Raw genomic sequence first — 11,917 nt, forward strand, 5'->3', positions numbered from 1 at the left:
CCTTGGCTGGACGCGGGCCGATCGGGGCCGGCGCCGCATATAAAGCTTTCCTTATATGACCGGCACTAGCCTCGCCGGCGACGGAAGGCAATTGCGAACGACATCAGCATGGCCGCTACGACGAGCACCATCCAGTTACCGGCGCGTGCGAACACTGTCGGCGGAAGCGCGGCGGGCATCGGCAGTTCAATCGCGCCCGATGTGTCGCTCGGCACCGTCGCGAGCAGCCGGCCGTCGGCGGCGATGATCGCGGATATGCCCGTGGGCGTGGAGCGTATGATCGGCAGTCCTTCCTCGATCGCCCGCAATCGTGCCTGCGCGAGGAATTGCGGCGGGCCGGACGGGCCGTACCAGGAATCGTTCGACGGATTGAACAGCATCGCCGGGCGCTTTGCCAGGTCCACGACCTCGCCCGAGAAGATGATCTCGTAGCAGATCTGCATGCCGATCGTCCCGAAGGCGGGCAGGGTCAGCCCGCGCGGGCCCGGACCGTCGATGAAATCCGTGTCGCCGGGGACGAGGCGGTTGAGGCCGATGCGGGAGAGCAAGGGGCGGGCCGGAAGGTATTCGCCATAGGGCACCAGATGCGCCTTGTCGTAGCGGCCGAGGATGCGTGCCGACCGGTCGATCGCGAAGACGGAATTGGTTGCCGATACCATCTCTCCGCGGCGGTCGAACTGGATCGCGTTGCCGCCGGTGAGCACGACGTCGCTCGGGCCGAGCAAAGCGGCGATCCGGCGACGCGCGGTTGCGGCATAGCCTTGCCAATAGGCTTCGGGCGGATAGCCGTCCTCCAGCATGAAGCGCACGGCGCCCTCTGGCCAGACGATCAGGCGGGGCGCGGGGCCGGGCTTGCCGTTCAGCCGGAGCAGCGCCTGCAGGTTCATCTCGGCATAGTCGTCCTGCGGGCGTTCCTCCTGATCGAGATCCGGCTGGACGACGCGAACGCGCGGCGTGGCGGCGGTGGAAGCCGTCGGCACCGGTGAATTGGCAAGACCGACAACCGCAAGCAAAGCGAGCGGCACGATCGCGAGAAGCGCGGGCTTCCACCGCCTCCATAGGAGCGGCAGGATCAGTCCTGCGGCGGCAATCGTGAGGCCGGACAAAGCGTAGGTGCCGACCCAGGCGGCCACGTTGGCGACGCCCGTTACCGGCAGCCAGATGATCCCTAGCGGATTCCACGGATAGCCGGTGAACATCGTTCCGCGCAGCCACTCGGTAACGGCCCAGCCCGCGCCGAATACCAGCGCGAACGCAGCGCCGGGCGGGGTCCCGACGTCCCCGGCCGAACGCGGACTTGCCAGTCGCCATGCAAAGCCCGCCGCAAGCAACGGATAGACCGCAAGATACAAAGCGAGCAGGAGGACCGCGCCATAGCCCAGCCAGTGCGGCATCGTATCCTGGAACGTGAACGCCCGCTGGATCCACACATTGCCGATTGTGAATTGGCCGACGCCGAACAGCCAGCCGCGAAACAGCGCCTGCCGCAGGGTGCGCGCATCATAGACCAGCCACAACCAGGCGCCGAGGCAGACGAGCGTGACGGGCCACCAGTCGAGCGGCGCAAACCCGGTCGCCGACAGCGCGCCGAGTGCGAGCGACAGGAGAGGAGCGAAGCGTGTCGCGGCGCTCGAATTCGTATCGACCAAGGTCTTCCTTACACATTGCCGGTTTGCGCGAACGGCATCATCGGCATCGGGACCGCATATGCGGTGCGTGGGTCAGCGCGACAAGTGCGGGGTGACGTGCGGCGGTGCGACCGCTATTCCTGCGGGATGATACGCCCATTCCACCTCGCCTTTCCCGTCCACGATCTCGCCGCGGCGCGCGCCTTTTACGGCGGCGTGATGGGGTGTGCGGAGGGCAGGAGCAGCGAGCGCTGGATCGACTTCGATCTGTTCGGCCATCAGATCGTCGCGCATCTCGATCCGCAGGCGCAGTCCGTCGTCGTGTCGAATCCGGTCGACGGACACGATGTGCCCGTGCCGCATTTCGGGGTCGTGCTGACGATGCCGGACTGGCAGGCGCTGGCGGCACGAGTGGAGGCGGCGGGCATAACGTTCGGCATCGCGCCGCATATCCGCTTCAAGGGGCAGCCGGGCGAGCAGGCGACGATGTTCTTTCGCGACCCATCGGGCAACGCCTTGGAGTTCAAGGCGTTTGCGGATGACGCGATGCTGTTTGCGACATGAAGGACACCTGATGACCGAGCCGATCACGATGGACATACCGCACAAGCAAGGGCGCGACGCGGTACGGGCCAAGCTGGACCGGGGCGTGGGCAAGATCGCCGGGGTCGTTCCGGGCGGCGTCGTTGCGGATCACCGTTGGGATGGGGACACGCTGCACTTCACGATCGAAGGAATGGGTCAGCGCGTTGCAAGCAGCGTGGAGGTTTTCGAAGACCGTGTGCACGCGGTGGTGGACCTGCCGCCGTTCCTGGCGCTGTTCGCCGACAAGATCCGCGCGAAACTCGCCAAGGACGCTCCTAAGTTGCTGGAGTAGGAACCGTCTCCGTTCGCCCTGAGCCTGCCATTTGGGAAGGCTCAGGGAGAACGGCCAGGAGAGGTGACTACCGGGCCTGCGTCACCCGCCAGATCACGTTGCCGACATCGTCCGCCACGAGCAGCGCGCCGCTCGCGTCGGTGATCACGCCGACTGGCCTTCCCTGCGCGTCGCCCGCCGTGTTCAGGAATCCGGTCAGCACATCAACCGGCTTGGCACCCTTCGCCGGGAAGCCATTGGCGCCGAACGGGATGTAAACGACCTTGTAGCCCGATACCGGCGACCGGTTCCAAGATCCGTGTTCGCCGACGAACGCACCGTTCGCGAAGTTCGCACCGAGCTTCGCATCGCCCGCAAATGCCAGGCCGAGCGCCGCGACGTGCGGGCCGAGGGCGTAGTCCGGGCGCTTCGAATATTCCTGCAAGGCGGGATTGGTGGGCTCGACGCGCTTGTCGGGATAGCCGCCCCAATAATACCACGGCCAGCCGAAGTGATCGCCCAGTTCGATCTGGCTCATATAGTCCGGCGCGAGATCGGATCCGATCATGTCGCGTTCGTTGACCGTGGTCCAAAGCTGCTTGCTGTGGGGTTCGAAGGCGAGGCCGTTGGGATTGCGCAGGCCCGCCGCGTAGACGCGGAACGTCTTCGCGTCAGGATAGACCTGAAGGATGTTGGCGCGATATTTCTCGCGGTCCATGCCGTTTTCGCCGATATTGCTCGACGAACCGACCGTCACGTACAGCGTCTTGCCATCGGGATCGGCGATGACGTTGCGCGCCCAGTGATTGCCGCCGCCCTGCAGCTTCACCACCAGCTCGGGCTTGGCCGTGATTGCCGTATCGCCGGTCTTGTACGGTACGCGGACGAGCGCGTCGGTGTTGCCGATGTACAGCCAGTCGCCCATCAGCGCCATGCCGAATGGCGAGTTGAGGCCCATCATGAAGGTCGACTTGCTCTCGGCAACCCCGTCGCCATTGCTGTCGCGAACGAGCGTGATTCGGTTGGCGGACGGCACGCCGGCGCCGGCTTTCCCCATCAGCACGCCCATTACCCAACCGGTGATCCCGCCGCCCTTGCGCGGTGGCGAATTGCTCTCGGCAACCAGCACGTCGCCATTGGGCAGGCGGTACAGCCAGCGCGGATGATCCAGGCCGGTGACGAACGGCGCCACGCTCAATCCGGCGGCGGCGATCGGCTTCTGTCCGTCCTTCCACCCGATCGCGTCGGCAACCTTGACGGTCGGCAGCAATTGCGCGCGGGGCTGGACCAGCTTCGGCTGCGCACCGGTGACGGCGGCGAAATCGACCTGCGCGACGTCCGGGCGGGTCAGATAGAAGATCACGCCTCCGGCTATCACGATCAGGATGGCGAGGATGATGAGGATATGTTTGCGCATTGTCCCTACCTAAGTCGCGCAGGGATAAGCGGCAATGGGGCGTGGCCCGTATCCGTCACCCCGGCCGGGCCGGGGTGACGGTGGGACATCGCCTTACGCTACGGCAGCTTCGCCGCGAACGTGGCCCGACGCTATGTCGAACCGGTCGGCATTCATCACTTTCGTCCAGGCGGCGACGAAATCCTTGACGAACTTGTCGCCGGCATCGCCGCTTGCATAGACCTCTGCCAATGCACGAAGCTGCGAATTCGCGCCGAACACCAGATCGGTGCGCGATGCGGTCCACTTCTCCTCGCCGGTTTCGCGCAGCGTGCCGAGATACTCTTCGTCGCTATCGTCGCTCAGCTGCTTCCACGCGGTCTGCATATCGAGCAGGTTGACGAAATAGTCGTTGGTCAACTGGCCTGGACGATCGGTGAACACACCGTGCTTCTCTGCCTTCGGATGGTTCGCGCCCAGAACGCGAAGACCACCGACGAGTACCGTCATCTCGGGCGAGCTAAGCCCGAGCAACTGCGAGCGATCGACCAGCAATTCCTCGGTCGGCACGCTGAACTTGACCGACAGGTAATTGCGGAAACCGTCCGCTTTGGGTTCGAGCACGTCGAAGCTTTCGGCATCGGTCTGTTCGGCGCTCGCATCGGTGCGACCCGGGGTGAAGGGCACTTCGATCGACGAACCGGCCGCCTTCGCCGCCGCCTCGATCCCGACCGATCCGCCGAGCACGATCAGATCGGCGATCGAAACCTTCTTCGCACCCTGGCCGTCGAAGTCCGCCTTGATGCCTTCATAGACACCCAGCACCTTGGCAAGCTGATCGGGACGGTTGACTTCCCAATCCTTTTGCGGGGCGAGCCGGATGCGTCCGCCGTTCGCGCCGCCACGGTGATCCGACTGGCGATAGGTCGAGGCAGACGCCCAAGCGGTCGTCACCAGTTCCGCGACCGACAGGCCCGAATTGGCGATCGCCTGCTTCAGACCCGGTACGTCGCCCGCGTCGATCTGCGGATAGTCCGCCGCCGGGATCGGATCCTGCCAGATCAGGTCTTCCGCCGGAACTTCGGGGCCGAGATACCGCGCACGGGGACCCATGTCGCGGTGCGTCAGCTTGAACCATGCCCGGGCGAAGGCATCCGCGAACTGGTCGGGATTGTCGCGGAAGCGCTTGCTGATTTCGAGGTATGCGGGGTCCTTCTTCAGGGCCATGTCGGCGGTGGTCATCATCGTCGGCACCTTGACGCCGGGCGTGTGCGCCTTGGGCGCGAGCGTCTCTTCGGGATTGCCGACCGGCTGCCACTGATGCGCGCCGGCGGGGCTCTTCACGAGTTCGTATTCGTGATCGAGCAGCATGTCCCAATAGGTGTTGTCCCACGTCGTCGGCGTCGGCGTCCATGCACCTTCGATGCCGCTGGTGATCGTGTGATCGCCCATGCCGCTCTCATGGCTGGAGACCCAGCCGAGGCCCTGCGTCGCAATGTCCGCGCCTTCCGGCTCGACACCGACCAAAGAGGCATCACCCGCACCGTGCGCCTTGCCGAACGTATGGCCACCAGCGGTCAGTGCGACGGTTTCCTCGTCGTTCATGCCCATGCGCGCAAACGTCTCGCGCATGTCGCGTGCCGAGCCGAGCGGGTTGGGGCAGCCGCCCGGACCTTCGGGATTGACGTAGATGAGACCGAGCTGGATCGCGGCGAGCGGGTTTTCCAGCGCCTTGCTGGCTTCCTCGTCGATACGCGTCGCGCCGAGCCATTCCTCCTCGGTGCCCCAGTAGATGTCCTTCAGCGGCTCGAACACGTCCTGACGACCGCCGCCGAAGCCGAACACCGGGCCGCCCATGCTTTCGATCGCGACGTTGCCGGCCATGATGAACAGATCGGCCCAGCTCAGCTTCTGCCCGTACTTGGACTTGATCGGCCAGAGCAGGCGGCGCGCCTTGTCGAGGTTGCCGTTATCCGGCCAGCTGTTGAGCGGCGCAAACCGCTGCGAGCCGGACGAGGAACCGCCGCGGCCGTCGCCGGTGCGATACGTGCCGGCCGAGTGCCACGCCATGCGGATGAAGAACGGACCGTAATTGCCGTAATCGGCTGGCCACCACGGCTGGCTGTCGGTCATCAGCGCGACCAGATCCTGCTTCACGGCGTCGTAATCGAGCGACTTGAACGCCTCGGCATAATCGAAGTCGTCGCCCATCGGATTGCCCGACAGGCCGTTCTGCTGGAGAATTTCGAGGCTCAACTGGTTCGGCCACCAGTCGCGATTGGTGCGGCCGAGCAACGTGCGCAGCGCGGCCGGCTCCTTGTTCGGATCGCTAAGCGGGCTGCCTTCGGTAATTGCGTCCATCATCCTGGCTCCTTGAAAGGGGGGCGGGTCTCGTGAATCGCTCGGGCGGCTGGGGCCGCTCTGCAATCTCTTGGAAAGACCATGCCTCATCGGGCATTGATTTACACCATGAGTTAAAGTGATCGCAGATAGCGGCAAAATCGATCAGTGGCGGTCAATCCTCCGATTCCGGTTCGGGAACAGGCGGATGCAGGCGGAGGCGATGAACACGGCGCGTATCCGCCTCCGTCACTTCCAATTTCCAGCCGCTTTTGTGATCGAGACATTCGCCCGGCTGGGGCACATGCCCGGCCAGCAGCGCGGCGAGACCACCCAGCGTGTCGATATCTTCATCGACCTCGGCCAGTCGCGGGTCGACGGTTTCGCCGACATCTTCCAGTTCGACGCGGGCATCGGCGTCCCACGCACCACCGTCCAGCGGGATCAGCAACGCGGTCGGGGCGTCGTCATGCTCGTCCTCGATATCGCCGACGATTTCCTCGATCAGATCCTCGATCGTCACCAGGCCTTCGGTGCCGAAATATTCGTCGAGGACCACGGCCAGATGGACCCGGCTGGCGCGCATGTCGGCAAGCAGGTCGAGCACGCCGCGCGACATCGGTACGAACAAGGGCTGCCGGATCAGTGCATCCAGCGTTTCGGGATGCGCGGCACCGGTCGCGAGGATCGCAAACACGTCCTTGATATGGACCATGCCGATGATCGTATCGAGCTTCTCGCGATAGACGGGCAGGCGGCTGTGCCCCGCCTCGGCGAAGATCTTCACCAGATCGGCAAAGGGCGTCTTTTCCTCGATCGCGACGATATCGGCGCGGGGCACGCCGACATCGCCCGCATCGCGTTCGCCGAAATGAAGCAGGTTGCGCACCATAGTGCGTTCGATCGGCGACAGATCGCCCTTCGCGTCGGGCGCCGGATCGTCCTCATGCGCGTCGATCGCTTCTTCCAGCTGATGCCGGAGCGATTCGTCGCCGGGCTGGCCGAAGATCATCGCCTTCAGGCCGCGCCATATACTGGTCTCGTTCGACCCCTCCGCAGCGAAGCTGCTACTGTCCCCCTCGGGCATATACCGTTTCAGTCCTCACGTATCAGATACGGATCGGAAAGGCCGAGCGCGGCCAGCGCATCGATCTCGATCGCTTCCATCGCATCGGCTTCCCCATCCTCCAGATGGTCATAGCCCAAAAGGTGCAGCGTGCCATGCACGATCAGATGCGTCGCATGATCCTCGACCGAAATTCCCTTCTCCGCCGCCTCGCGTTCGCACACGCCGCGGGCCAGCGCGATGTCGCCGAGCAGCACTTCGCCATCATCGGTATTGGCGATTCCGTCGAGCAGGTCGGGCTGCACCATCGGGAAACTCAGCACGTTGGTCGGCTTGTCCTTCTGCCGATATTGCGCGTTGAGCGTCTGGACCTCGTCGTCCGTGGTCAGTCGGATCGATATCTCGATCCCGACCGGCAGCGTCAGCCATTCGCCGTGCGTCGTTCGCTCCAGCGCGGCCGACGCGGCCCGCAAGGCGAGCGCCTCCCAATCGGTCGTATCCGGCCAGACGGGTTCGATCGACAAGGCGGTCTCAAGCATCGACGCCCTCATAGGCTTCGACGATGCGACCGACGATCGGATGACGCACGACGTCGCCCGAACCGAAGCGGCACATCGAGATTCCCTCGACGCCGTCCAGCCGGACGACCGCGTCGTTGAGGCCGGATGCGTTCATGCCGCCGGGCAGATCGGTCTGCTTCGGATCGCCGCACACGACCATGCGGCTGTTCTCGCCGAAGCGAGTCAGGAACATCTTCATCTGCGCGGGCGTGGTGTTCTGCGCCTCGTCCAGGATGATGAAAGCGTCGGCCAGCGTGCGGCCGCGCATGAAGGCGATCGGCGCGATCTCAATTTCGCCCGACATGATGCGGCGTTCGACCTGTTCGGCGGGCAGGCAGTCGTTCAGCGCGTCGTAGAGCGGACGAAGATACGGATCGACCTTCTCCTTCATGTCGCCGGGCAGGAAGCCGAGCTTTTCGCCCGCCTCGACCGCCGGGCGCGACAGGATCAATCGCTGCACGCTCCCGGTGATCAGCTGCGACACGGCCTGAGCGACGGCGATATAGGTCTTGCCCGTACCTGCCGGCCCGAGCGCGAAGATCACGTCGTTATTGACCAGTTCGCGCATGTAATGCGCCTGGGCGAGCGTGCGCGGCACGATCGTCTTCTTGCGCGTGCGGATCATGACGCTGGGCGCGCCGGAATCCGCCGCGATGATCCCCGCAAGCGTCGGTTCGACCGACATGGCGATCACCGCGTCGACCATGCCCTGATCGACCCGCTCGCCGCGCGAGATGCGGTTGTAGAGTCCCTGCAATACGTCGCGCGCCTCGGCCACCGCCTCGGCCCGGCCTTCGAGGCCGACCTTGTTGCCGCGTGCGGTGATGTAGACGCCCAACCGGCTTTCGAGTTGCAGCAGGTTCTGGTCGAACTCGCCGAAAAGCTGGGACATGAGCTGGGGTCGATCGAAGACCAGTTCCGCGCGACTGCGTTCACCGGATTGGGCGGGGACTGGCTTGCGGCTCATGCGGTTCCTTCTGAAGGCAGGACGGGGGTGGCGACGCGAGTCGCGGAAGTGTTCAAGTTGACGAAGTTGACGCTACGTACGGCCCTGTTGCCCCATCGGAACGGGCAATCGCTGCGGTCGGTTCCGCGCATCTGGCTGGAGAGACGAGTCGGCTGCATCCACCGATGAGTGTGACAGAGGGGCGGCAAGTAGGACAGCGCGATTTGGTGGCGCCGGTGAATATTTGGGGAGCGGGAGGGGGACTTCAAGATGGCGCGGATCTACCGTTCTGCCAACGGAGAGAGGATGTGGGAGGCGGGAGCGCTCAGGCCGCGATCTTGACCCGTTCCATACCCGCCAGCGAATTCGGATCGGCGCGGACGATATCGACCTCGACCATGTCGCCGACCCCCGCGTCGGTGATCAGGTGCACCGATTGCAGCCAGGGCGACTTGCCGAGCATCTGGCCGGGCAGCTTGCCCTTGCGTTCGATCAGCACGTCGCACGTCCGCCCGACGACGCCGGCATTGAACGCGGATTGATCGCGATTGAGCGCGGCCTGCAGGCGTTGCAGGCGGTCGTCCATCACCTCCGGCGCGATCTGGTCGTCCATGCCGGCGGCGGGGGTGCCGGGGCGGGGGCTGTATTTGAAACTGAACGCCTGGGCATAGCCGACCGCGTCCACCAGGCTGAGCGTTTCGGCGAAATCGGCGTCCGTCTCGCCGGGGAAACCGACGATGAAGTCGCCCGACAGCGCGATATCCGGACGGGCGGCCCGGACGCGATCGAGAATGCGCAGGTAGGAATCGCGGCTGTGGCTGCGGTTCATCGCCTTCAGGATGCGGTCGCTGCCCGCCTGTACGGGCAGGTGCAGGAACGGCATCAGCTTCTCGACATCGGCATGCGCGTCGATCAGCTTTTGCGTCATATCGTTGGGATGGCTGGTCGTGTAGCGGATCCGCGCGAGGCCGAGCACCGTGTCCAGTTCACGGATCAGCGCATCCAGCCCGCCGTCCCGGCCCCTGGCATCGGTGCCGGTCCAGGCGTTGACGTTTTGGCCAAGCAACGTGATCTCGCGCGCGCCGGCATCGACCAGCGCCTGCGCCTCGTCGACGATCGCGCCCCACGGACGGCTGACTTCCGCGCCGCGGGTATAGGGGACGACGCAATAGGTGCAGAACTTGTCGCATCCTTCCTGCACGGTCAGGAACGCCGATGGCGGCACGCGACGGCGTGCGGGCAGGTGGCCAAACTTGGTTTCGACCGGCATGTCTGTGTCCAGCGCAGCCTCGCCGCGCGCGGCCTTCGCGACCAGATCGGGCAGGTTGTGATAGGCTTGCGGCCCGACCACGACGTCAACCTTGGCGCGCCGGACGATCTCCGCGCCTTCCGCCTGCGCGACGCATCCGGCGATCGCGATCATCGGCGCGCGGCCCTGCTTGCCCGCGTCCTTGCGGATGCGGCCGATGTCCGAATAGACCTTTTCCGTCGCCTTCTCTCGGATGTGGCAGGTGTTGAGCACGACCAGATCGGCGTCGGCGGCGTCGGCGGGGGTCAGGCCCTGCGCGGCCATCAGTTCCGCCATGCGATCGCCGTCATAGACGTTCATCTGGCAACCGAAGGATTTGACGGCAAAGGTCTTGGGAGAGGATTTCATGCGGGGCCTGTAGCAAATCCTCCCCGGTACGGGGAGGGGACCATTCGCCTCTTTCGGCGAATGGTGGAGGGGGGCGTGACGCGAGCTTTACGTTTGGGGAGAGGCCCCTCCGTCAGCCTTTGGCTGCCACCTCCCCGTGCCGGGGAGGATCGACCGGCAGATAGGCGAACGGGCGGAGCGGTTTGCCTAGCGTCGCGACCAACGCCTGCTCGATACGCCGGCGGCTTTCCGCAGCGATTGCCTTTCGGCCGGGAAAGTCGGCGGGGGAGAAGGGTTCGAGGAAATGCACGCGGACCGGAAAATTGCCCTTGCGCGCCATGATCCGTTTCGCATTGTCGATGCCCGTTTCGTCGCCGACCCAGCCGATCTCCTCCGCCGCGCGGCCATAATCCAGCAGCACCGGCTGGACCATCACGCCGGGCGGGGGCGGCTCCAGAACGCGCAGCATCGGCGTCTTGAACGGCAGCAGCGAATGCCCGTCGGTCGTCGTGCCTTCGGGGAAGACGGTGACCGACCAGTTATCCTCCAGCGCGTCGCGCAATGTGTTGATCTGCTCCGCCACGCCCAGCCGGTTCTCGCGCTTGATGAACACCGTGCGGTTGAGCGTCGAGAGCCAGCCGACCACGGGGGCCTCGCGAATCTCCTGCTTGGCGACGAACGCGCTGCCGCTTTGCCCGGCGATGGCGAGGATATCGATCCAGCTGATATGGTTGGAGATATAGAAGACGTCGCGCCGCAACGGCACCCCGACTCGCGACACCCGCGCACCCGCGAGCCGTCCGGTCCAGCGGAGGAATATCCTCGGCCAAGGTGATGACATTCGCAGCAGCCGCCAGAGGAAATGCAGCGGAACGGTCAGCATCAGCGCGAGCAGCAGGCCGGTCGCGCGGATGACGAGACGGAACGTTCCGGCGGCATCGATCGGCAGCGGCGTCCCGGCGGCGATCGCTGCGCGCTGCTCAGGGGGCAGGGTCATGTCACGTGCGCCGACCGAGCGGCGCGCGGACGGACATGCGGCACGGGATCAAGGCTTGCGATCGAGCGCCACGCCGTACAATTCCATGCGGTGATCGACCAGCCGGAAGCCGAGACGTTCCGCAATCGCCTTCTGCAACTGTTCCAACTCCGGATCGACGAATTCGATCACCTTGCCGGTCTCGACATCGATCAGGTGATCGTGATGCGCCTCGGGCGCGGGTTCGTACCGCGCGCGGCCATCGCCGAAATCATGCCGGTCCAGGATGCCCGCTTCCTCGAACAGGCGGACAGTGCGGTAGACGGTGGCGATCGAGATGCCGGGATCGATCGCGCTGGCGCGTTCGTAGACCTTTTCCACATCAGGATGGTCTTCGGCTTCGGATAGCACGCGCGCGATGACGCGGCGCTGCTCGGTGATGCGCAGACCCTTTTCGTTGCAAAGGGCTTCGAGATCGATTTTGCGGGCCATGCCCCCGTGTAGGCGCTTCGA

The 11,917-nt window shown here is 65.0% G+C and carries 11 protein-coding genes; 2 read left to right on the forward strand and 9 right to left on the reverse strand.

All coding sequences use genetic code 11. The annotated features are described in order from the left end of the window. Window positions 1-65 precede the first annotated feature (65 nt). Window positions 66-1,649, reverse strand: coding sequence for an apolipoprotein N-acyltransferase (lnt, locus tag H5J25_RS07035; RefSeq protein ID WP_202095321.1), 1,584 nt, complete (start codon window positions 1,647-1,649; stop codon window positions 66-68). Window positions 1,650-1,775: 126 nt separating this feature from the next. Here lnt and H5J25_RS07040 point away from each other — a divergent pair, with 126 nt between their 5' ends. Both H5J25_RS07040 and H5J25_RS07045 read left to right on the forward strand, forming a co-directional pair. Next, window positions 1,776-2,192 carry a VOC family protein gene (locus H5J25_RS07040; protein WP_202095322.1) on the forward strand — a complete coding sequence of 139 codons (417 nt, stop codon included), beginning with the start codon at window positions 1,776-1,778 and terminating at the stop codon, window positions 2,190-2,192. Window positions 2,193-2,202: 10 nt separating this feature from the next. After that, window positions 2,203-2,505 (forward strand): polyhydroxyalkanoic acid system family protein, encoded by a 303-nt coding sequence (locus tag H5J25_RS07045; RefSeq protein WP_202095323.1) that lies wholly within the window; start codon window positions 2,203-2,205, stop codon window positions 2,503-2,505. Window positions 2,506-2,572: 67 nt separating this feature from the next. On the opposite strand, the gene H5J25_RS07050 is transcribed toward H5J25_RS07045, so the two are convergent. The 8 genes from H5J25_RS07050 to H5J25_RS07085 all read right to left on the reverse strand — a co-directional run bounded on the left by H5J25_RS07050 (window position 2,573) and on the right by H5J25_RS07085 (window position 11,896). After that, window positions 2,573-3,901 (reverse strand): PQQ-dependent sugar dehydrogenase, encoded by a 1,329-nt coding sequence (locus H5J25_RS07050; RefSeq protein ID WP_202095324.1) that lies wholly within the window; start codon window positions 3,899-3,901, stop codon window positions 2,573-2,575. 93 nt (window positions 3,902-3,994) lie between these two features. After that, window positions 3,995-6,241, reverse strand: coding sequence for a catalase/peroxidase HPI (katG, locus tag H5J25_RS07055; RefSeq protein ID WP_202096093.1), 2,247 nt, complete (start codon window positions 6,239-6,241; stop codon window positions 3,995-3,997). A 154-nt stretch (window positions 6,242-6,395) separates the two neighbouring features. Continuing rightward, the gene (locus H5J25_RS07060; protein ID WP_202095325.1) at window positions 6,396-7,307 is read right to left on the reverse strand and encodes a hemolysin family protein; all 912 of its coding nucleotides are present in this window, start codon (window positions 7,305-7,307) and stop codon (window positions 6,396-6,398) included. Window positions 7,308-7,315: 8 nt separating this feature from the next. After that, on the reverse strand, window positions 7,316-7,825 hold the full coding sequence (ybeY, locus tag H5J25_RS07065) for an rRNA maturation RNase YbeY (RefSeq protein WP_202095326.1): 510 nt from the start codon (window positions 7,823-7,825) through the stop codon (window positions 7,316-7,318). Further along, window positions 7,818-8,813 carry a PhoH family protein gene (locus H5J25_RS07070; RefSeq protein ID WP_202095327.1) on the reverse strand — a complete coding sequence of 332 codons (996 nt, stop codon included), beginning with the start codon at window positions 8,811-8,813 and terminating at the stop codon, window positions 7,818-7,820. The genes ybeY and H5J25_RS07070 overlap by 8 nt, the downstream gene beginning before the upstream one ends. Before the next feature lie 304 nt (window positions 8,814-9,117). Next, complete coding sequence (miaB, locus tag H5J25_RS07075) at window positions 9,118-10,449, reverse strand: tRNA (N6-isopentenyl adenosine(37)-C2)-methylthiotransferase MiaB (RefSeq protein WP_202095328.1); 1,332 nt, start codon at window positions 10,447-10,449, stop codon at window positions 9,118-9,120. A 112-nt stretch (window positions 10,450-10,561) separates the two neighbouring features. Beyond that, the gene (locus H5J25_RS07080; protein ID WP_202095329.1) at window positions 10,562-11,425 is read right to left on the reverse strand and encodes a lysophospholipid acyltransferase family protein; all 864 of its coding nucleotides are present in this window, start codon (window positions 11,423-11,425) and stop codon (window positions 10,562-10,564) included. A 48-nt stretch (window positions 11,426-11,473) separates the two neighbouring features. Then, window positions 11,474-11,896 (reverse strand): Fur family transcriptional regulator, encoded by a 423-nt coding sequence (locus H5J25_RS07085; protein WP_202095330.1) that lies wholly within the window; start codon window positions 11,894-11,896, stop codon window positions 11,474-11,476. Between the last annotated feature and the right edge of the window lie 21 nt (window positions 11,897-11,917).

Source organism: Sphingomonas aliaeris (genome assembly GCF_016743815.1).
Taxonomy (GTDB): Bacteria; Pseudomonadota; Alphaproteobacteria; order Sphingomonadales; family Sphingomonadaceae; genus Sphingomonas; species Sphingomonas aliaeris.

What these genes read in the sequence shown, in the direction of transcription:
- H5J25_RS07040 (WP_202095322.1), top strand. Translation starts at nt 1,776, where the DNA reads ATGATACGCCCATTCCACCTCGCCTTTCCCGTCCACGATCTCGCCGCG.
- H5J25_RS07045 (WP_202095323.1), top strand. Translation starts at nt 2,203, where the DNA reads ATGACCGAGCCGATCACGATGGACATACCGCACAAGCAAGGGCGCGAC.
- H5J25_RS07050 (WP_202095324.1), bottom strand. Translation starts at nt 3,901, where the DNA reads ATGCGCAAACATATCCTCATCATCCTCGCCATCCTGATCGTGATAGCC.
- katG (WP_202096093.1), bottom strand. Translation starts at nt 6,241, where the DNA reads ATGGACGCAATTACCGAAGGCAGCCCGCTTAGCGATCCGAACAAGGAG.
- H5J25_RS07060 (WP_202095325.1), bottom strand. Translation starts at nt 7,307, where the DNA reads ATGCCCGAGGGGGACAGTAGCAGCTTCGCTGCGGAGGGGTCGAACGAG.
- ybeY (WP_202095326.1), bottom strand. Translation starts at nt 7,825, where the DNA reads ATGCTTGAGACCGCCTTGTCGATCGAACCCGTCTGGCCGGATACGACC.
- H5J25_RS07070 (WP_202095327.1), bottom strand. Translation starts at nt 8,813, where the DNA reads ATGAGCCGCAAGCCAGTCCCCGCCCAATCCGGTGAACGCAGTCGCGCG.
- miaB (WP_202095328.1), bottom strand. Translation starts at nt 10,449, where the DNA reads ATGAAATCCTCTCCCAAGACCTTTGCCGTCAAATCCTTCGGTTGCCAG.
- H5J25_RS07080 (WP_202095329.1), bottom strand. Translation starts at nt 11,425, where the DNA reads ATGACCCTGCCCCCTGAGCAGCGCGCAGCGATCGCCGCCGGGACGCCG.
- H5J25_RS07085 (WP_202095330.1), bottom strand. Translation starts at nt 11,896, where the DNA reads ATGGCCCGCAAAATCGATCTCGAAGCCCTTTGCAACGAAAAGGGTCTG.